Origin of the sequence: Flagellimonas sp. MMG031, from assembly GCF_040112705.1 — a bacterium.
GTDB lineage: Bacteria > Bacteroidota > Bacteroidia > Flavobacteriales > Flavobacteriaceae > Flagellimonas.
Genome location: NZ_CP157804.1, coordinates 861,054 through 879,464 on the forward strand (window position 1 = coordinate 861,054; position 18,411 = coordinate 879,464).

At 44.0% G+C, this 18,411-nt stretch carries 22 protein-coding genes and 1 tRNA gene; 6 read left to right on the forward strand and 17 right to left on the reverse strand.

The window, feature by feature from the left end:
- Positions 1-50 precede the first annotated feature (50 nt).
- From ABNE31_RS03810 to ABNE31_RS03830, 5 genes are all read right to left on the reverse strand, one after another.
- Entirely contained in the window at positions 51-3,167 is a 3,117-nt protein-coding gene (locus ABNE31_RS03810) for a glycosyl hydrolase (RefSeq protein WP_349352428.1), read from the reverse strand.
- Positions 3,168-3,244: 77 nt separating this feature from the next.
- Complete coding sequence (locus ABNE31_RS03815) at positions 3,245-3,736, reverse strand: hypothetical protein (protein WP_179383422.1); 492 nt, start codon at positions 3,734-3,736, stop codon at positions 3,245-3,247.
- Positions 3,737-3,739: 3 nt separating this feature from the next.
- Positions 3,740-4,216, reverse strand: a complete 477-nt coding sequence (locus ABNE31_RS03820) for a hypothetical protein (protein WP_349352429.1) — start codon at positions 4,214-4,216, stop codon at positions 3,740-3,742.
- 3 nt (positions 4,217-4,219) lie between these two features.
- The gene (locus ABNE31_RS03825) at positions 4,220-4,978 is read right to left on the reverse strand and encodes an SDR family oxidoreductase (RefSeq protein ID WP_179383424.1); all 759 of its coding nucleotides are present in this window, start codon (positions 4,976-4,978) and stop codon (positions 4,220-4,222) included.
- Positions 4,979-4,993: 15 nt separating this feature from the next.
- Positions 4,994-5,734 (reverse strand): DUF6090 family protein, encoded by a 741-nt coding sequence (locus ABNE31_RS03830; RefSeq protein WP_349352430.1) that lies wholly within the window; start codon positions 5,732-5,734, stop codon positions 4,994-4,996.
- Between the two features lie 125 nt (positions 5,735-5,859).
- Here ABNE31_RS03830 and ABNE31_RS03835 point away from each other — a divergent pair, with 125 nt between their 5' ends.
- From ABNE31_RS03835 to ABNE31_RS03845, 3 genes are read left to right on the forward strand one after another with little or no spacing between them, the layout of a single operon-like run.
- Complete coding sequence (locus tag ABNE31_RS03835) at positions 5,860-6,303, forward strand: hypothetical protein (RefSeq protein WP_349352431.1); 444 nt, start codon at positions 5,860-5,862, stop codon at positions 6,301-6,303.
- A gap of 2 nt (positions 6,304-6,305) precedes the next feature.
- Complete coding sequence (locus ABNE31_RS03840; protein WP_179383427.1) at positions 6,306-6,710, forward strand: DUF2141 domain-containing protein; 405 nt, start codon at positions 6,306-6,308, stop codon at positions 6,708-6,710.
- A 12-nt stretch (positions 6,711-6,722) separates the two neighbouring features.
- Complete coding sequence (locus ABNE31_RS03845) at positions 6,723-7,115, forward strand: DUF423 domain-containing protein (RefSeq protein ID WP_349352432.1); 393 nt, start codon at positions 6,723-6,725, stop codon at positions 7,113-7,115.
- Here ABNE31_RS03845 and ABNE31_RS03850 read toward each other — a convergent pair.
- The 9 genes from ABNE31_RS03850 to ABNE31_RS03890 form a co-directional block, all read right to left on the reverse strand.
- Positions 7,112-7,822: a hypothetical protein gene (locus ABNE31_RS03850; RefSeq protein WP_349352433.1), complete on the reverse strand. Its 711-nt coding sequence runs from the start codon at positions 7,820-7,822 to the stop codon at positions 7,112-7,114. The two genes, ABNE31_RS03845 and ABNE31_RS03850, sit on opposite strands and share 4 nt — an antisense overlap.
- A 37-nt stretch (positions 7,823-7,859) precedes the next feature.
- Positions 7,860-8,612, reverse strand: a complete 753-nt coding sequence (locus ABNE31_RS03855) for a DUF4097 family beta strand repeat-containing protein (protein ID WP_349352434.1) — start codon at positions 8,610-8,612, stop codon at positions 7,860-7,862.
- Positions 8,613-8,632: 20 nt separating this feature from the next.
- Entirely contained in the window at positions 8,633-9,418 is a 786-nt protein-coding gene (locus tag ABNE31_RS03860; RefSeq protein WP_349352435.1) for a HEAT repeat domain-containing protein, read from the reverse strand.
- Positions 9,419-9,420: 2 nt separating this feature from the next.
- Positions 9,421-9,945 (reverse strand): RNA polymerase sigma factor, encoded by a 525-nt coding sequence (locus ABNE31_RS03865; RefSeq protein ID WP_349352436.1) that lies wholly within the window; start codon positions 9,943-9,945, stop codon positions 9,421-9,423.
- A gap of 92 nt (positions 9,946-10,037) precedes the next feature.
- Entirely contained in the window at positions 10,038-10,436 is a 399-nt protein-coding gene (locus ABNE31_RS03870) for a Plug domain-containing protein (RefSeq protein WP_349352437.1), read from the reverse strand.
- Positions 10,437-10,499: 63 nt separating this feature from the next.
- Positions 10,500-10,643 (reverse strand): hypothetical protein, encoded by a 144-nt coding sequence (locus ABNE31_RS03875; protein ID WP_293281786.1) that lies wholly within the window; start codon positions 10,641-10,643, stop codon positions 10,500-10,502.
- Positions 10,644-10,650: 7 nt separating this feature from the next.
- Positions 10,651-12,867, reverse strand: a complete 2,217-nt coding sequence (gene feoB, locus ABNE31_RS03880; protein ID WP_179383433.1) for a ferrous iron transport protein B — start codon at positions 12,865-12,867, stop codon at positions 10,651-10,653.
- A complete protein-coding gene (locus tag ABNE31_RS03885) occupies positions 12,864-13,106 on the reverse strand; it encodes a FeoA family protein (protein WP_179383434.1) in 243 nt (80 codons plus the stop codon). Before ABNE31_RS03885 ends, feoB begins: the two co-directional genes overlap by 4 nt.
- A gap of 89 nt (positions 13,107-13,195) precedes the next feature.
- On the reverse strand, positions 13,196-13,870 hold the full coding sequence (locus ABNE31_RS03890) for an SCO family protein (RefSeq protein ID WP_349352438.1): 675 nt from the start codon (positions 13,868-13,870) through the stop codon (positions 13,196-13,198).
- A 152-nt stretch (positions 13,871-14,022) separates the two neighbouring features.
- Here ABNE31_RS03890 and rseP point away from each other — a divergent pair, with 152 nt between their 5' ends.
- The gene (rseP, locus tag ABNE31_RS03895; RefSeq protein ID WP_293287356.1) at positions 14,023-15,378 is read left to right on the forward strand and encodes an RIP metalloprotease RseP; all 1,356 of its coding nucleotides are present in this window, start codon (positions 14,023-14,025) and stop codon (positions 15,376-15,378) included.
- Positions 15,379-15,447: 69 nt separating this feature from the next.
- Positions 15,448-15,521: transfer RNA gene (locus ABNE31_RS03900), tRNA-Asn, on the forward strand.
- Positions 15,522-15,611: 90 nt separating this feature from the next.
- Here the strand turns inward: ABNE31_RS03900 and ABNE31_RS03905 are convergent.
- Positions 15,612-16,058 carry a DUF4174 domain-containing protein gene (locus ABNE31_RS03905; protein WP_349352439.1) on the reverse strand — a complete coding sequence of 149 codons (447 nt, stop codon included), beginning with the start codon at positions 16,056-16,058 and terminating at the stop codon, positions 15,612-15,614.
- A 256-nt stretch (positions 16,059-16,314) separates the two neighbouring features.
- Between ABNE31_RS03905 and ABNE31_RS03910 the strand changes: the two genes are divergently transcribed.
- On the forward strand, positions 16,315-17,103 hold the full coding sequence (locus tag ABNE31_RS03910; protein WP_349352440.1) for a hypothetical protein: 789 nt from the start codon (positions 16,315-16,317) through the stop codon (positions 17,101-17,103).
- A gap of 49 nt (positions 17,104-17,152) precedes the next feature.
- Here the strand turns inward: ABNE31_RS03910 and ABNE31_RS03915 are convergent, their stop codons facing one another.
- A complete protein-coding gene (locus ABNE31_RS03915) occupies positions 17,153-17,662 on the reverse strand; it encodes a PepSY domain-containing protein (protein WP_349352441.1) in 510 nt (169 codons plus the stop codon).
- Between the two features lie 69 nt (positions 17,663-17,731).
- The gene (locus tag ABNE31_RS03920) at positions 17,732-18,292 is read right to left on the reverse strand and encodes a YceI family protein (protein ID WP_349352442.1); all 561 of its coding nucleotides are present in this window, start codon (positions 18,290-18,292) and stop codon (positions 17,732-17,734) included.
- Positions 18,293-18,411 lie beyond the last annotated feature (119 nt).

Sequence of the window (18,411 nt, forward strand, 5' to 3'; positions counted from 1 at the left end):
ATTCCTTTAAAGATAATGATTTGCGCTACAATTCCGGCTTTAACCCTATGTTACTCCAAACGTATTGTTGAAGCTCCGTTCTCTTCTAATATGGCGTTCACCTTTGGGAGCTCTTTTTCCAAGGCTGTATTCAGTTTGGCCATATGTTTTTCCAGTTCTTCGGACAATTCATCGTACACCACGTAGGCGGCATCCGTGGGTCGTGCATCCCCGTTTTCGATACTTCGTTGCAAAGCGTTGAACCTGTTGTTCAGTTTGATGGGGAAGTTCAATGGGTCTTGTCCTGATTGATTTTTGGTCTGATAAAGATCTTCCTCAATTTCCGTCAAGGTTCCCATGAAATCCTCCGTGAGTTTAGTGAACTTTCTGCTGGAAATCCCCTTGCCCAAACTATCCAATTGTTTGCGGATGCTGCGTATTTGTATGACCGCTTCATTCGCAATAGTAGCTTTTTGGGTGATTTTGGAAGCCAATTCGAACTGTTTTTGGAGATCCTCCGCAGTAATTCCCTTCAGGTTGGGGTCCATTTCAATCTCAAATGGATAGCTTTTGATGACCTCGGGGCCAACTTTCATTTGTACGGTATAGGTGCCAAGCGGTGCTTTTGGTCCTACCTCGGCCGATGCTCCCCAAATAATGATACCATCAAAAGTAGTGGGACCGGGATAGCGCAAGTTCCATGTAAAGGTGTTGATGCCTTTTGCCGTTGTAGGTTTGGTGCTGCTGAAACGGCTCCACCACGAAGATTCACCTGAATCCTCATATTTGGGTTGATTACCCCCGAAAGATTCGATGAGGTTATTGTTGGCGTCAAAAATGGAAAAGGTGATGGTGTCCACCTCTTCTTCCAAGTAGTATTGGAAATTGGCATTGTAGATGCCCCTGATGGCATTGGTAGGCTTAAAAAGGACATTTTTTTGCTCTTTAAGGTCTTCGGAGTATTCCCTGAACGGCTGAATGTCGTCCAAAATCCAAAATCCACGACCGTGGGAGCCCAATACCACGTCGTTGTCCTTGATCACCAAATCCCTGATCGGGGTATCGGGCAAGTTCAATTGAAGGGATTGCCACTCGGCGCCATCGTTTATGGAAAAATACACTCCATGTTCGGTGGCCAAGAACAATAGGCCTTCCCTGATATGGTCTTCGCGAATCGCTCTGGCAAAGTGACCGTCTTCTATTCCATTAATTATTTTCGTCCAGGTTTTTCCGTAATCGTGTGTTTTAAAAACGTAGGGGGCCCTGTCGTCCACTTGGTATCTGTTCGCAGCCACATATAAGGTGCCAGGATTGTGTATGGATTCCTCAATGATACTTACCCTGGAATATTTGGGAAGGTTCTCCGGCGTAATGTCCTCCCAGTTTTTGCCGCCATCGCGGGTGATGTGTATTTTACCGTCGTCCGATCCGGCCCAAATGGTATTGATATCGTGATTGGAAGGTGCCAAGGCAAAGACCGTGGCATAGATCTCGGGGCCGTTCATGTCCATAGTGATGACCCCACCCGTTTTGCCCAAGGTTTCTGGGTCGGCATAGGTCAAATCCGGACTGATTTTTTCCCAGGTCTGTCCATCGTTTGTAGTTTTCCAGACGTGTTGGGAGCAGGTATACATCACGTTCGGGTCTTTGGGAGCGAACATAATGGGGAAAGTCCATTGCCAACGTTCTGGAAGTGCACTTGCAGGTTCTCCCGAGAAAAATCTTGGATATACTTGAATGTCTCGTGTTTGTCCATTGCTTCGGTCATATCTAGTCAAGAGGGCTCCTTGGCTTCCTGCGTAAAAAATATCGGGATTGGTCGGGCTTTGCGTAATCCAACCACTTTCCCCGCCGCCCACAGCGTAGTACCATTCGGAGCTCGGGCCTCTGGCCTGCATAAAGTCCCAACCATCGCTGGGCATGGCCAAAGTAGAATTGTCTTGCTGGGCACCAGCTACATGATAAGGGACATCGCTGGTGGCCATTACGTGATAAAATTGAGAGGTCGGATAATCCTGTTCGGTCCATGTTTTACCGCCGTTGATGCTCACCACACCACCTCCGTCATTGGAGCTTATCATTCTTTCTGGATTATTGGGGTCTATCCATAAATCATGGTTGTCGCTATGGGGCGTATTTATGCGTTCATCAAAAGTCTTTCCACCATCGGTTGACTTGTAAAAACCTACATTTAGACCATACACCACATCCTTATCCTTGGGGTCGGCATAAATTCTGGAGTAGTAAAAGGCACGTTGCCGTAATTTCCGTTCGTTGTTGGTGAGTTCCCAAGTGTCACCTCCATCATCTGAACGAAAAACACCGCCTTCATTGGCTTCCACTATGGCCCAAACGCGATCGGAGTCGGCAGGGGAAACGGTCACCCCAATTTTACCAATGGGACCTTCGGGCATTCCAGGATTTTCGGTCAGGTCCGTCCAAGTTTCCCCGCCATCGGTAGATTTCCATAACTTGCTATCTGGACCACCACCCCACATTTTCCATGCCTTACGATAGACTTGCCACGTAGTGGCGTAGAGGGTATTGGGATTGTTTCGGTCTATGATCAGGTCGGCGGCACCTGCCCTATCGCTCACGTAAAGGACTTTTTTCCATGTTTTGCCTCCGTCCACGGATTTAAAAACACCGCGTTCCTCGTTTTCTCCATAGGGATGGCCCAATGCGGCAACATAAACAATATTTTCATTGGTCGGGTCAATACGGACTCGGGAAATGGCTTGGGTTTCCTCCAGTCCAAGATGTGTCCATGTTTCGCCGCCATCGGTTGATTTGTATACCCCGTCTCCCTGTGTGATGCTACCACGAAGTTGGGTTTCGCCCATCCCGATATACACCACGTCCGGATTGGTTTCTGCCACGGCCACAGCCCCAACAGAGGAACTCGTTACTTGGCCATCGGTTACACATTTCCAAGTGTTTCCGCCGTCAATGGTTTTCCAAAGCCCTCCCCCGGTGGCACCAAAATAATATTCGTTGGGTCTGGAGGGGCTTCCGGCGGCCCCCAAGGAACGTCCGCCCCGGTTTGGACCTATGTTCCGCCATTCAAAACCGCTGTAAAAGCTGGTGTCAACGATGCTAGGGGATGCATTTTGTGCGTAAATAAATAGTGTTGAAAGGAACATGGAAAGTAGCATCCATGTTTTCATCGAGGTTGTTGGCATTCTCATGATGTCAAAGGTTGGTTGTGAGTAGTTTGAATTAGTCTACAATGTACTCAAACTTTTTGACATGGCTGCTGGATGGGTTAGAGTTCTGGATCATCAAAGTTGACCCCGGGAGGATTAAATAGACCCCAGCGGTCCAAGGTATAGTTCCATGGGTCAAAAGTCTGTACCCATTCGGCAAACAAGATTCTGAATTCCTCAATTTCCTGCCGTAGCAACTCCAGATATTCCGTGTGTTTGAACCCCCACATTTCCAAACCTGAGCATCCCGTTTGGATCTCGCGGCCAGCTTTCCGAATGATGGTTGCATTCTCCATTCGGATGCCATACAGGTCACCTCCTTCGGCGCCTGCTATTTTCGGGCAAATGAGCATGGCATCATTGCGCAGTTGCTCTGCATGGTGCCGTAAGAGGCGCAACTCGGTTTCCGGAAGGGATGCATATTCTTCTTCGTCATTGGCCAGGGAGGCTATTTTGTCGGCCAAATCAAAAATGACCCACCCTTTTTTGTAAAGGGGCATTTTTTCAAATTCATCCCTGTTTTTGTTTAGATCATCATCGTCTTCAAACATGTCTCAATGATTTAAGTGTTCCAAGATAACTCCATAATCATATTGTAGGTCTTCATGGAGCAGGGAAATTTTCTTTTTGATGTATTCCAATTGGCGATTGTACAAATTGGTGAGGGTAGTATTTCTGTGAATGGACGGTCGTAAGGATTTCATCCGTTCACAAAAGTGGAGCAACAGTTCCACTTCGGTGGCTTTGTTCCCAGAGTATCGGATGTATTTTTTAATGGTACGAAGTATTTTCCGAACGCTCTTTTTGATGTAGAAATAACTGCTGGTATTGATGTCTTCAAACATGGCATCGACCTCTTCTTTTACGGATTCAATATAGCCTTCCTCACTATCGGATTCAAAAAGCAAATAAGTAAGCAATTCCTTGTTCTCTTTTTTGAAGCGGGCCAAGCGCAGGCATAGCAGGAGGGTTTCCTCCTGTGATTTGAATTGGAGTTCTTTTTTGAGTTGTGCAATCGTAGCAGCCTTCATTCCTTAACTTCTTAGGTAAGATGCGCCATTTACATCAATGATCGTCCCTGAGGAATAAGCCGCCTCGGAAGATGCCAAAAAAAGAATGGCGTGCGCTACCTCTTCGGGTTGGGCCATGCGTTTAAAGGGTGATTCACGGAGCAGGTTTTCCCTTTCGGCAGGGGTCAGGGTTTCTTTGGCCATTTCGGTTTCGGTAAATCCAGGGGCGACCACTCCAACATAAATGTGGTGTGGTGCCAATTTTTTGGCCAGGGATTGGCTCATGGAGTTCAGTGCCGCTTTACTGGCCCCGTAGGCCGGTTTGGTAGGCTCGCCCCGGAAGGCACCTCGTGAGGACACGCTTACAATGTGTCCGCCTCCGGTTTTCATCATCGCCTTGGCTCCCCAATAGCACAAGTTGGCCACGGCAAATAGGTTGGTCTCGAACGTCTTTTCCCAAGCATGGGTCCAATGATCAAAATCCACTTGGTCTATCTCATGAAAAATGGAAATGCCCGCGTTGTTCACCAAAACGTCCAATTGACCGTAATGATTCACAAAGTCCTCAATGAGGGATTGGGTCTCTTGTTTTTGGGAAATGTCCCTTTTAAAAAGTTGATGGCCTTCCCCGGGCAGCTCCGCCAATGTCTGTTTGGCTACTTCATCATTACTTCTATAATTGAGCCCTACCTTGGCCCCTTTTTTGGCGAAGGCCAATGCGGTTGCTTTCCCGATGCCTCGCGAAGCACCGGTAACCAATACATTTTTTCCTTTAAAATCCATAAAGTTGTGTTGCTGTTATTCTAAATTTTGATCAATTGTGGTAATCAGTTTGTTGATGTCGGACAAAGTTTTGCCAAGAAAACTGTCCTGCATGGTCATAAGATAACTGATACCGTAAAGATCGGAAAGAAAAACGGGATTTTTGTGCAGCTCTACATTTTGGATGGATTTTAGTTCGGTATCCAGATTCAGTTTGGCCTTTGCAAATTCCTTGGTAAAGAATTCCGGGAAGGCCTCATCTACCACTTTACGGTTCATTTGGACCAATCTTTTTTGAATTCCTTCGGAATAGGGGTATTCATAATAATTAGTCAATAGCTTTTTAAGGCCATTGTCACGAATTACGGTAATGGTCTCTGCGGCCAACATGTTGTTAAAGGTGGTGGTGCTGGGTTCAAAAAGGCGATAGTCTACAAAAACGTCCGTAGCGGCATCAAAAATGGCATAGCGTTGTTGGTTGTTCAAGGTGTCGGCAAAGATTCCCATCATATCGGAAATAGTCGCTTGTTTTTCCCGATTGAAGTCCAACACCACATGTATTGCCAAAGAGTCTTGAACCAGGCTCGATTTAATTTCCTGTAAATAGAATTGTTCCTTGTTGCGCTGTATCTTTTGATTGTTACAGGTGTTGATTTGCAAGGCCAATAGTATTCCAATGACGACCAGCACAATTTCCCCTGCGGCATAAAAAAGATACTTTGAGAATTTGTTCTCGGTCAAGAGGGATTTCCTGAGTTTTCTAAAAATGGTCGGCATGGTTAGTGGTTTGTTTAAAGATAATAAGTTAGCGCACAATATTCTACGGATTCGCATGTTGTTCTAATAATTACTTTTCTTTGTAGGAACTGTTGGTTCGTACACAGGAATTTTCGAGACATACTATGAAATCAAAAAAGAGACACTGGTTATGGAATCTGCTGATTGTCATCACCTTGATACTTTGCGTTCTTGCCTTTGTGGAGCACTATAAAAACTGGCATAAGATCGAGGAGGGACACCTTAAGATCTACTCGGGTATCTATTATCAAAACATACCTTTGACAGCATTGGACAGTGTGGTTTTTGTGGAAAAATTACCCGAGATGGAGCGTTCTAGCGGGTTTTCTTGGATGGAAAGGGAGAAAGGGGTGTTTAATGATTCCATAACCAACACCAAAGTCTATGTTTTTGTGGATGATCTCTACCAGCAAAAAATCAAATTGGTGCACCACGATTCCTTAAAAATGTATGTGAATTTGAGGGACAGTCTTAAAACTACCGAATTATTTGCAATTTTGCAGACTGAATTGTTGAACAACATGGAAACTGAAAAAGAAGTCCAATAGGTATGAAGGCATTTCTCTTTTTTCTCTTATTGCCCATTGTGGGTTTCTCGCAGAATACATTGAGCGTTCGGGTGAACAATGTGGCCACTCAAAAAGGAAGTGTCAATGTTGCAGTGTATGATTCCGACGAATCCTTTTTATCTTTTGACCGTGTTTTGAAGACGGACAGTGTCGCCGCAAACGAAGGAAGCGTGGAATTCAATATTCCCGACCTTCCTCCTGGAGAATATGCCTTGGCCGTATTCCATGATGAAAACAACAATGGCAAACTCGATACCAATTGGTTGGGCATACCCAAGGAAAAAGTGGCATTTTCCAATGCCAAAATGAAGACCTTTGGTCCGCCCAAATATCACGAGTGCGCTTTTAAGATGATTTCGGATTACGAAATCCATATTGACCTTTAATCTAACAGCACTATGGGAACAATTTTTATGGCCCAACTTATGGGCGCATTGTATGGTCTTTTGGCAGTGGTTTTTGGCGCATTTGGTGCCCACGCCCTTAAAAAGAAATTGACCCCCGAACTGCTACAAAGTTTTGAGACAGGGGTCAAATATCAAATGTACCATGCCATTATACTGTTGGTCTTAGGCTTTAATCTTAATTTTGATAAGCCATTGGACTCTTGGATAGTCAACTGCTTTATTTTTGGTACCTTGTTGTTTTCCTTCAGTATTTATGCTCTTTGTTTGGGTGCGGCAAAAGGCAGTAAACCTCAGTTTTTAGGCCCGGTGACCCCCATCGGGGGATTATTGCTGGTCGTTGGTTGGGCCCTTTTGCTTTATTCCTTTGTTGCCAATTTGATCTAGAGGCGCAGGTACATATTCCCATTAATGGTATTGAGTTGTAGGCGGTGCGTGGCATTGTCAAACCTTCCTTCCACTTTTTGGCCCACGTAGCGATCACTCACAGTAAGGTTTAAGCCTTCATCCGCATAAATGTTGCCATGAATGGTCTCGGCCACCAATCTGGAATCCTTCATCACCAGATCTATTTCGCCGTTGATGGTCTTAAGGTCCATATCGCCATTGTACTTTTTGATTTCGATATCGCCATTGATCAAATCTGCTGTAAAATCTCCTTCAATATAATCCGAGGCAAGGTCACCGTTAATGCTGCTTACGGCGAAGGTGGCTCCCTTGGGTACGTAAAGCACATAGTTGAACTCGTAGCTGTCCCCTTCAAAATAATACCCCTTTTTATTTGGGCGTGTTTTCTCCCACTCGGCCTTAAAAGCGTCAAAAACATCCTTTACGTTGGAAGCGATACTGAGGGAACTGTTGTTTTCAGCAATGTCGAGTTTAAACTTGTCCAAGTACTTTCCATCCTCAATAGTAATGTCGGCCTTAAAATAGACGGTGTTTTTGTCCCATGTTTTTACTTCTATGTTTTTCGCAAATTTGACATCCAAATCTATGGACTGACCGGAGTAGTCAAAGTTTTTTTCGATGACTTTCTGTGCGCTCAGGGTAAGTGTAACCAACCCTAAAAATGCGGTAATAATAATGTTTTTCATGACTGTTCGATTTTTGATTTTAAACGTTGATTGATGTTTATTTTTTTCTGAGATACATGTTTCCGTTTGTGGATTTCATGGAAATTTTGACGCCACCTCCGTTAATGGATGCCTTGATATCCCTTCCCAAAACGGACTTTAATCCGTTTTTGTCCTCGGCTTTAACGTCAAAATCCGTGTACACATTTCCGTTGAGCGTACTCAAGGCAAGATTGGCCGGGGTGTTTGCTGGAAGACTGACATCTACTGCACCATTGGTGGAATACAGGGAGATAGGGGAGTCTTGAGTGACTTTTCCAAAAACCACTTCCAGTTGCCCGTTCAAGGAGTTGGCGGTAACAGGGCCGTTTACGTTGGTGATGCGTACCCCTCCATTGAGTTGGGCATCGGCTTCAATTTCACCCGAAAAACCGTCGATTTCAATATCCCCGTTCCAAGTGCTTTTTACGGCAAGGTTCTGTGAAGCTGGCAAATAGATTTCGGCTCCCTTGTTTTTGCGTAGGTTGTACACGATCAGGGTATTCCCGTCCTGTACTACGGAGAAGCCTACGTTGGTATTGTCCGTGCCGCCTTCACCCACCAATTTGAGTCCTTTGGCACGCTCTGGCGTTTTTATTTGAGGGCCGGATTTGATCACCAATTCGTTGGCGTTGTGTGTTTTTACCACAATATCCGTCTTTGATTCGATTTTTACCCATTGGATTCCGTTGAGGGATTTGGTGTAGTCGTTTTGTGCTTTGGCCATGGTACCCATAAAAAGGGCCACAGCAATAATTGTGAATTTTCTCATGATATTCGCTTTTTTGATGTTTATGATATACTTGGCAATACTGCCCTGATTTGATCCTTGATAAAGGGTTGTGTGTCTTCTTTCTCCAATAATTTTTTCATGGGTTCGGCCGCTTTCTTTTCCTGAATCTGGACCAAGGCCTGAATAATTGCTACTTGTATGCTTGGGTTCTTTTCGTGCTCCAAGGCTTCTATAAAGGTGGTTTTTACGGTTTCTGATGCGGTAAATTTCACCAGTGCTTCAAAGGCGTTCATCCGTACGTTATCGTTCTCATCGTACAACAATCGGTTGGCGAGTGCTTGGATGATGGCCTCGTCGGGCTCCTCAAATTCTTCGATATAGTTCACTCCCTGAATGCGTTTGCTCGCCGATTGGTTCTCCATTAACGACAGCATGGTCGTTTGTTTCATTTTATGGGTTTCATCTTGCAGTTGTGCAAGGTCCTGGTTTACTTTTCGTTGTTGAAAGAGGCTGCCCATCTGAAATGCTGCTACCAAAAGGGCGATGCTTGCCGCAATTTTTAATAGGTTCCCTGCCCAGTTGGATGGTTTTCCGCTCTCCATGCGAACCACTTTTCCCTGCTGCATCTTTTCTTGTTCAAGGGCCGCTTCAAATTTGGCTCTGAGCCTATCGGTGGGTGTGGACACCTCATTGTCAAACCCAGTGAAAAGAATTTTCATCTCCTCTACTTCTTTTTGACATTCAGCACATTGCTCTAAATGCTTTTCTAGCTTGGCAGTCTCCGTTTTGCTCAAATGACCATCCAGATACTCTGGTATTTGGTCAAAAACATGCTCTTTTTCCATGGTCAACTACGTTCTAAATAGATATTCTTCAATTTTTTTAAAATCCTGCACACTCTTGTTTTTACAGCTCCGGGGGTACTGCCCATAATTTCAGCAAGATCCTCGTACTTGATCTCTTGATATCGGTTTAAGATGACCAATTCTCGGTCGTACGGATCCAATTGGCTCAGGGCATATTGTAAGTGGGCATTGTTTTCCGACACCTCATTCTCCTCTTCCACCGCTTTGTAGGCCAAAACCTCGATATCGTCGTGGGCTTTATGGTTTCTGGTGTAATGGGTCTTGAGATTGTTCCTTGCAATGGTGAACATCCAAGACATAAACGACCCATTGTTGTAGGTACCCCTATACTTGATCAGTTTGTAAAAAACATCTTGTGTAAGATCTTCCGCCAACATTCGATCACCCGACATTTTGTACAGAAAATTGTACACGTGTTTATGATGCCGGTCAAAAAGTACCTTCAGCAGGTCTAGGTTTCCCTCAGATACCTTTTGCATGATCATCTCATCTGAAAGTGTTTCCAAATGCTGTTGTTTTAGTTGGCGTTTATCTTATATAGTCAAGAAATTGGGAAAGGTTACACGGAAAGTGATTTTTTTATTCTAAGAGTGATGCTTTATTGGAAAGTAGTGATTTTTATGACCCCGCTAGCACCTCTGGAGCCATAGGATCCTGCATCCGAACCGCTCAGTGCTTCGATATCCTTCACGGTGGCACTGTCCACCAATTGATTTACCGATTCAAACGAATTGCCCAGTATATATCCGTTCAGGACGTACAATGGCTCGGTGGCCGTTCCCGTAATCTGATTGGCCGATTTCATAAAATAGGGGATACCGCCTCTGAGCGTTATTCCGGGCAAACGCCTGATTCTATCGATCAAGTCGATGGTTTTGTTGTTTTGTGTCTGGATTTCCTGGGCAGCGTACTTGCTATAGGATGGATTCTTAGTTGAGGAACAACTTGCAAAAGGCATCAAGATGATGAGCAAGAAAACGGATGTGAGGTTTTTCATGAGAACAAAATGTCCCACAATCTATGGATTTTAATACAAATGAACCTAAAAACATTTTGTTCATCAACCACAACCGCAGTCATCGGAACCGCAGGAACCAGAATTGTTCTTGCCTTTTCCGAAGATTGATTTGGGGAGTAGAAATTTCCACACCAAATACCCTGCAGCAATCAATAAGGTGGCATAAACCAGGATTTGTTGGATCATAATGCGATTAAATTAGGATTTGGTAAGCGAGTAAAGCTATAATATAGGCAAAAACACTCATAAAGCCCAATTGGATCATGGGCCATTTCCATGAATTGGTCTCTCTTTTTACAATGGCGAGCGTGCTCATGCATTGCATGGCAAAAGCGTAGAACAACATCAGTGATATTCCGGATGCGAGATTGAACAATGGTTTGCCATCTTCATCCAGTTCTGCCGCCATTCGCTTCTTAATGGTTTCTTCCTCGTCGCTTCCCACACTGTAAATGGTCGCCAAGGTGCCCACAAACACTTCCCGGGCGGCAAAGGAGGTCAATACGGCAATGCCGATCTTCCAATCGTAGCCCAAGGGTTTTACCAAGGGTTCAAAAGCTTTTCCGGCTTGGCCAATGTAGGAATGTTCCAATTTGTAACTGGCAATCTCCTGTGCAACCGCCCTCTCCGTGAGTTCTGCTGTCAAGGTCCTTAGGGAATCTTGAATGGAGCTGGGTGCGATTCCTTTTGCCAAGGCGTTCTCCCTATGGGAAGCAATGTTGTTTTGAATGTAATTTTTGCTGTAGGTGCTCAATCCCTCGTTTTCTATTCTTTCGGTTACGATGGTCTCTGCATTTTGGAAATCATCCGAATACCCATTGGAGCCCAAAAACCATAGGACAATGGATATGGCCAAAATGATTTTACCCGCGCCCCAAACAAAGCTTTTTGTTTTTTCGATTACCGTGTACACCACATTTTTGAGCAATGGAAGCCGATAGGTTGGCATTTCAACCATAAAAATGGACCTGCTCTTTATCTTAAGGATTTTATTGAGCACCATGGCTGAAAACAGTGCCATTCCAAAGCCGATGAGGTACAAAAGCATCAATGTCAACGCTTGATAGCTCAGACCCAAAATGCTGCCCTCTGGAATCACCAAGGCGATTAGAATCAAATACACGGGCAATCTGGCGGAGCAGGTGGTAAATGGGGTTACCAGAATAGTGATGAGTCTTTCTTTCCAATTTTCAATGGTGCGGGTGGCCATAATGGCCGGTATGGCACATGCGTTCCCAGATATGAGGGGCACTACACTTTTTCCGCTCAATCCGAAGGGACGCATCAATCGGTCCATTAAAAAAACGACACGGCTCATATAGCCTGACTCTTCCAAAAGGGAGATAAACAGGAACAGAAAGGCAATTTGAGGGATAAAAATAACAATGCCCCCGATTCCCGCTACAATTCCTTCAGCAAGTAAATCCGTAAATACCCCGGGAGGCAAGGTGGTCTTTATCCATTCGGCCGCTAAGGCAAAATTTTCATCGATAAAGTCCATGGGGTAGGAGCTCCACTCAAAAATGGCCTGGAATATGAGCAATAGGATGGCAAAGAAAATCAGGTAGCCGAATATTTTGTGCGTTAAGATTTTGTCCAACGAAGCTCGAAGGCCTTTTGCCGCCAAAAAATCGACCTTGTAAGTTTCTTTTAAAATGTTATTGATGAGCTGGTAGCGAAGTACCGTTTCCTTGTGCTGCAATTTTTTGAGCTCATCCTTCGACTTTGTGGAGAAGTCCGTAGCATCTTGGATACGCTTCTTTTCTATGGGCATAAAGTTCACATCTTGAGTGATGACGAGCCATAGTTTGTACACATCGTTTTGTGGGAATGCCTTTTTTAATCGTTCGAAGTATGCTGGGGAAATTCGGGTTGGATCTAATAGCGGTTTGGACGAGACATTTTTGTAATCGGCAATCAATTCCTTGATGCGTTCTATACCAGTGTTTTTCCGGGTACTGACCAAGGCGATTTTGGTGTCCAACTTTTTCTCCATGGCCTCCACATCCAACGAAATCCCTTTTCGGTCCATCCTATCGGCCATGTTGATCACCAAAATGGTCGGAATCTTTAGATCCTTGATCTGGGTAAAGAGCAGTAGGTTCCGTTTGAGGTTTTCCACATCGCTAATGACCACGGCAACGTCGGGATAATCCTTGTCGTTTTTGTTGAGCAACAGTTCCACCACCAAACTCTCATCGAGAGAGGTGGTGTTCAAACTATAGGTTCCCGGTAAATCGAGAATATGCGCTTTTACGCCTCTGGGAAGTTTGCAGATACCTTCCTTTTTCTCCACGGTGATTCCGGGATAGTTGCCTACTTTTTGCTTAAGACCGGTAAGTTGGTTGAATACTGATGTTTTTCCCGTGTTGGGGTTCCCGATGAGGGCTACGTTGATGTTTTTGCTCATTTGGGCTGTGTTTCTTCAATGATTTCCAATTCAATGAGCTGCGCCAAGGATCGTCGTATGGCCAAGTGGCTGCCACTAAGGTTGATGTAAATGGGATCGTTCAGTGGGGCAATACGCAACAGTTCTACGCTGTTGCCGGGCAGGCATCCCAATTCCATTAACTTGATGGGGAGGTTGTTTTCCGTGAATCCTTTGATTATTCCCTTTTGTCCGTACCGTAAATCTGCTACTGTGGCCACTGTTTTTATTTAGAACAATTTTAAGTAAGGGCAAAAATAAGTAAAAATGGGGAACTACAGGAGGCAATCATGAAGAAAGAAGATTTGCGTTAATCGTTATAACTGGCTTTAAGGATTTCAATGTCCTTCAAAAGCTTATCGATTTCTTCACGGTCGGTACCATCGTAAAAGCCACGAATCCTTTTTTCTTTATCCACCAGAATAAAATTTTCGGTATGGATCATATCGTACGGACCTCCGTCACCATCATTTTTAACGGCCAAATATGATTTTCGAGCAAGCTGGTAGATCTGTTTCTTATCTCCTGTGACCAAGTTCCATTTGCTATCGATAACGCCTTTTTCCCTTGCATACTTTTTTAGTTGGGCAACGCTATCAATATCCGGGGTAACGGAGTGGGAGAGCAACATAATGTTGGGGTCGTCCTTCACCACTGCTTGCACCTCGGCCATATTTTTGGTCATGATCGGGCAAATGGTTGGGCAGGTGGTAAAAAAGAAATCGGCCACATATATTTTATCCTTGTAATTTTCTTGGGTAATGGTATCCCCGTTTTGGTTGACCAATGAAAAATCGGCTATCTTATGGTATTTTTTGGTGTAATGGAGGGTGCTGTCCACCAAGGACTTGTCCACCATGGAAGGCTGGTACACCGGAAGCATTTTCTGGGGCTGAAGGGCGTTGTAGAATAGATAGACAATGATGGCGGAAAGGACCAACATGACTATCCCGAACATTTTGTACTTGGCAAAGAATGACAGCATATATGCAAAATTACGGCCCAAACGGTTATCCATCAAAGAGAAAGGAAAGTTTTGATGCTAAATCTTTCTTAAATCCTATTGTGATAAAATGGGGAGGTTTTTTTATCAATCCCTAAAAGGTTACTTTTGTTGGTTTTAACAAAACACGACGGATGACCCCTATAGTTATAAAGACCATACAATTCTTTTTGAGCTTATCGCTTTTGATCGTGCTGCACGAGCTGGGCCATTTTATCCCAGCGAAGCTGTTCAAGACCAGGGTAGAGAAGTTTTACCTCTTTTTTGACGTGAAATTTTCCCTCTTCAAAAAGAAAATAGGTGAAACGGTTTATGGTATTGGATGGCTACCCTTGGGCGGATATGTAAAAATATCCGGTATGATCGATGAGAGCATGGACAAGGAACAGATGAAGCAAGAACCCAAGCCATGGGAATTCCGAAGCAAGCCAGCTTGGCAGCGTTTGATCATTATGCTGGGGGGTGTAACCGTAAATTTCGTGTTGGCCGTCATCATTTATATTGGTATGGCCTATACCTATGGTGAACAGTATATTCCCATGAACAGTCTAAAAGATGGTGTGTGGGTACTAGAAAAGGAAATAGGCGATGAAGTGGGCATTCAAACAGGGGACAAGATCATTGCTGTGGATGGTGAAGAGCTGAAATCGTTTAACAGCGTTTTTATTGAGTTGATCAATGGAAACCGAATTACCATTGAAAGGGATGGGGAACGAATAGAAAAGGAAATCCCAGTTGACTTTATCTCTACTCTAATAGAGGACGAGGATAAGGTTCGGTTTTTGTTTTATCGGACGCCATTTATGGTAAACAACGTTCCTGATACTTCGCATAACAAGAATGCAGGATTTAGACCAAAGGATGAGTTTTTAGCCATCAATGGGGAACCTGCCATTTATCGGGACCAAGTGATGGATCAATTGGAACAGAACAAAGGTAAGGATATCAATGTACTGGTTCGTCGGGAAGATGGTTCAGAGGGGCAAGTTACCGCATCGGTAAGCAGTGATGGTAAATTGGGCATTGTTACGGCACCCTTCACCATGGAAGAGATGGAACAAAGAGGGATTTTAAAGGTGGAGACAGAGACCTATTCGTTTTTGGAATCGATTCCAGCGGGTATCAACAAAGGAGTTTCTACACTTTCCAGTTACATGAAGCAGCTCAAGAAGATTTTTAACCCAGAGACAGGAGCCTATAAAGGTGTGGGAGGTTTTGCAGCCATTGGCGGTATGTTCCCAGATACGTGGAACTGGCCAGCTTTTTGGGCGACAACGGCCTTTATTTCCATTATTTTGGCCTTTATGAACATTTTGCCGATTCCTGCCCTGGATGGTGGACACGTAATGTTCCTGCTGTACGAAATGGTTACAGGCCGTAAACCGAGCGACAAGTTTTTGGAGTATGCCCAAATGGTCGGCTTCTTTTTATTGATTGCTTTGTTGCTGTTTGCCAATGGCAACGATTTGTATAAATGGTTGTTTAAATAGAAAACCAATTTTTTTGTTTGTGGTGTAAAAAAGAATCCATTATATTTGCACCCGCTTAAGGTAAAATATTCCTCCTTAGCTCAGTTGGTTAGAGCATCTGACTGTTAATCAGAGGGTCCTTGGTTCGAGCCCAAGAGGGGGAGCAACAGTAAAAAGAGCTGCACGAGAGTGCGGCTCTTTTTTGCTTGTTGATGTATTTCTTAGGTACGTCCCTTGGCGTAAATACACTATACTTAATTCTTCATTTCATTTCTTCGCATGGGCATGGCATCTATGATGCTAAATAGCTCTTCTCGGGAAACGATATCATTTTTTCGAAGTTTGATTCCGCCGTCCAGGCCAATAAGGATGATCTCAAACGCTTCGTTTGCATTTAGCATGGGTTTGATTCCTTTTTCAGGAAGTTTTCCGGTGTAATTCTCCATGTTGTTGGTATAATCCGTAAAAGAGAATTCATCTTGCCGAATGGCATACAGCACCAGTTTTCGTTCCCTTAGTTCCTTATTCGAGTCCTTGAATTCCAATAGCTGGTCTGCGAATCTTTCAGAATGGTCAACAGCGGTTTTTACGATAAGGATTCTATGTTTCCATTTATGATCGTCCAAGTTTTGGGCGGACATAGGTTTAGTAGCAAAATAACTCATCAAAATGAGGATTTTTAATATGAGTGGATTCTTCATCGAATTCATTTTTTGGTATGTAGGGGCATTACTTCTATGGTGGATAACAACTATTCGAGATACCCCTTAAAAGTTAGTCATATTTTTTGAGGTAAGTGGTTTTGCACATCCGGTGTTTGATTCAAAAAAAATAATTCATACAACTTGCCTTTACACAACAACTATAGGATAAGACACAACAAATTGTAAGATAATTCATAACAATTTGAAAGATGAGGACGTTGTAGGCATCGTAACATAAAAACCAAACTGTACTATGAAGTTATATAGAAAATTAGCAATCGCTGCCATGGTCACTGCATCCATTTGTTTACATTTTTCCTGTTCTGTTGAAGATGGGGCTGATGGTCTTATGGGACCTCAAGGCGAACAAGGCGAGGTAGGGCCTCAGGGTGATCCCGGGCCACAAGGACCTCAAGGGGAACAAGGAGATTCTGGCCCCCAAGGCGTACAGGGTCCTCAAGGTGAGCAGGGACCTCAGGGCGAGCAGGGTCCGCAAGGAGAGCAAGGCACTCCGGGCACCGATGGGGTCGATGGGGTGGATGGCAACATGAACGTAATTGCCAGTGATTGGTTACATGTGCCTGCTGTACTTGATTTGTTCGAATACTCGGATAGTCACCCTTTACTGACCTATAATTGGGATATTCCCCAATTAACAGAGGATATTGCCAATGGTGGCGTGGTGTTGGTTTATGCCCAGATCTACATTTATGGATCAAACGGGACGGAAACAGTGCCTAATACGGATAATATCGTTTCTCTGCCACAACAGGTCATCGTTTTTTATAATGAAGATGAAATTGGCAAAGACGTTTTTGATTATTCGTTCTCTCCAGGAAATATCTTGATATCCATTTATTCGGAATCGATCATCATGAACAACGAAGTGTTCAAGGGAGTTTCTATGGGGAAGGATGAGGAACTTGAAATAAGTCTCAGATATGTATTGGCCCCATCGGGTGCATTGGGCAAAGGCACCATCGAAAACCTAAAAAAGATGACCTATGAAGAGGCAGTAGCCTATTTGGGCATCAATCCTTAGCGTGGGAGCATACAAAAAGAAAGCCACCGAATTTGGTGGCTTTTATATTTTATACCATTAACAGGACTATGGTCAGCAGAAAACCTGCCGCGGCAAAATACAGTCCCTTTTTATAAATGGGAGCGGAGGGACGAAACATAAAAAACGCTGAAACCGCAAAAAATAGTAGGGCTATCCCAAAAAAGATACCCAACCAGAACAATGGATTTCCAGTGTGCATCTTGTGCAGTTTGTTCATGCTTTCCAAAATAGCGGGCAAACGTTTTTCCGTGTAGGATGCCTCACCTGTTTTCATATTGTAGGTGCCGCCATCAAAATATACCATGTCGCCCTCGGCTTTGTCCACCTTAAAGCCTCTTTTGCGCAAAGCGGAGCCCAAAGCCTCTTCCTGCATATTGGGTTCCAATGTTTTTTCTACCTGATATTCGCTTTTCAAATAATCGGTGTTTCGAAACGTAAGTACAATGCCACTAATGGCGTAAACGGCCATAATTCCGGCCAAAAAGAACCCCAAATAGCGGTGGAATTCCCTAAACGTATTTTCTGATTTTCTTCCCATGTTAAGTTTGTTGTAAATAAAGAAGAAAGGCCAATTGGGCCTTTCTTGTCAATAGGTTGTAAATTTCGTTTATTGTTGGGCCATTTCCAAGTGAATGGTCATGTCTACCTCGTTTCCTATGGAAGCCGACTCTTCCCCGACACCAAACTCCAATCGATTGATGGTTCCGGTAAGCTTTAGTCCTGCCTTTAATTTATTGCTCCGTTGATCGGTGATGATACCGTTCACTGTTCCGTCCAAGGTCACCTTTTTGGTGGTTCCGTGAATGGTAAGGTCTCCCATGACCTTAAATGTCTTGTCTCCTGTTTTCTCAAAACTGCTGCTCTCAAAGGTGATGGAGGGATATGTTTCGGCATCAAAAAAATCTGGGCTCTTCAAATGGTTGTCGCGTCTCTCATTGTCCGTGTCGATACTCGCCGTTTTAATGTCCACAGAGAATGTCGCATCATCAAAGGATTCGGTGGCCGTTGCTGTTACTTCAAAATCGCTAAAAAGTCCTTCAACTTGTGAAATCATAAGGTGGGTAATGCCAAAACCGACCTTGGAATGTGCTGGGTCCGATTTCCATGTAGATTGGGCACTGACGATCAAGCCGGTCAAAAATGCCATTGCAAGAAATAATTTTTTCATAATGTATGATTTTAGTGTTCGTAATGATGTTCACATAGGGAAAGGATTGCCACTTTCTCCTGTGATTTGGACTAAAGATGGAGAAACTGGTTCGAAAATCTAAATATTTTCTGCGAACA

Coding starts and splice junctions, on each gene's coding strand:
- ABNE31_RS03810 (WP_349352428.1), bottom strand. CDS start 3,167: ATGAGAATGCCAACAACCTCGATGAAAACATGGATGCTACTTTCCATG.
- ABNE31_RS03815 (WP_179383422.1), bottom strand. CDS start 3,736: ATGTTTGAAGACGATGATGATCTAAACAAAAACAGGGATGAATTTGAA.
- ABNE31_RS03820 (WP_349352429.1), bottom strand. CDS start 4,216: ATGAAGGCTGCTACGATTGCACAACTCAAAAAAGAACTCCAATTCAAA.
- ABNE31_RS03825 (WP_179383424.1), bottom strand. CDS start 4,978: ATGGATTTTAAAGGAAAAAATGTATTGGTTACCGGTGCTTCGCGAGGC.
- ABNE31_RS03830 (WP_349352430.1), bottom strand. CDS start 5,734: ATGCCGACCATTTTTAGAAAACTCAGGAAATCCCTCTTGACCGAGAAC.
- ABNE31_RS03835 (WP_349352431.1), top strand. CDS start 5,860: ATGAAATCAAAAAAGAGACACTGGTTATGGAATCTGCTGATTGTCATC.
- ABNE31_RS03840 (WP_179383427.1), top strand. CDS start 6,306: ATGAAGGCATTTCTCTTTTTTCTCTTATTGCCCATTGTGGGTTTCTCG.
- ABNE31_RS03845 (WP_349352432.1), top strand. CDS start 6,723: ATGGGAACAATTTTTATGGCCCAACTTATGGGCGCATTGTATGGTCTT.
- ABNE31_RS03850 (WP_349352433.1), bottom strand. CDS start 7,822: ATGAAAAACATTATTATTACCGCATTTTTAGGGTTGGTTACACTTACC.
- ABNE31_RS03855 (WP_349352434.1), bottom strand. CDS start 8,612: ATGAGAAAATTCACAATTATTGCTGTGGCCCTTTTTATGGGTACCATG.
- ABNE31_RS03860 (WP_349352435.1), bottom strand. CDS start 9,418: ATGGAAAAAGAGCATGTTTTTGACCAAATACCAGAGTATCTGGATGGT.
- ABNE31_RS03870 (WP_349352437.1), bottom strand. CDS start 10,436: ATGAAAAACCTCACATCCGTTTTCTTGCTCATCATCTTGATGCCTTTT.
- ABNE31_RS03875 (WP_293281786.1), bottom strand. CDS start 10,643: ATGATCCAACAAATCCTGGTTTATGCCACCTTATTGATTGCTGCAGGG.
- feoB (WP_179383433.1), bottom strand. CDS start 12,867: ATGAGCAAAAACATCAACGTAGCCCTCATCGGGAACCCCAACACGGGA.
- ABNE31_RS03890 (WP_349352438.1), bottom strand. CDS start 13,870: ATGCTGTCATTCTTTGCCAAGTACAAAATGTTCGGGATAGTCATGTTG.
- rseP (WP_293287356.1), top strand. CDS start 14,023: ATGACCCCTATAGTTATAAAGACCATACAATTCTTTTTGAGCTTATCG.
- ABNE31_RS03905 (WP_349352439.1), bottom strand. CDS start 16,058: ATGAAGAATCCACTCATATTAAAAATCCTCATTTTGATGAGTTATTTT.
- ABNE31_RS03910 (WP_349352440.1), top strand. CDS start 16,315: ATGAAGTTATATAGAAAATTAGCAATCGCTGCCATGGTCACTGCATCC.
- ABNE31_RS03915 (WP_349352441.1), bottom strand. CDS start 17,662: ATGGGAAGAAAATCAGAAAATACGTTTAGGGAATTCCACCGCTATTTG.
- ABNE31_RS03920 (WP_349352442.1), bottom strand. CDS start 18,292: ATGAAAAAATTATTTCTTGCAATGGCATTTTTGACCGGCTTGATCGTC.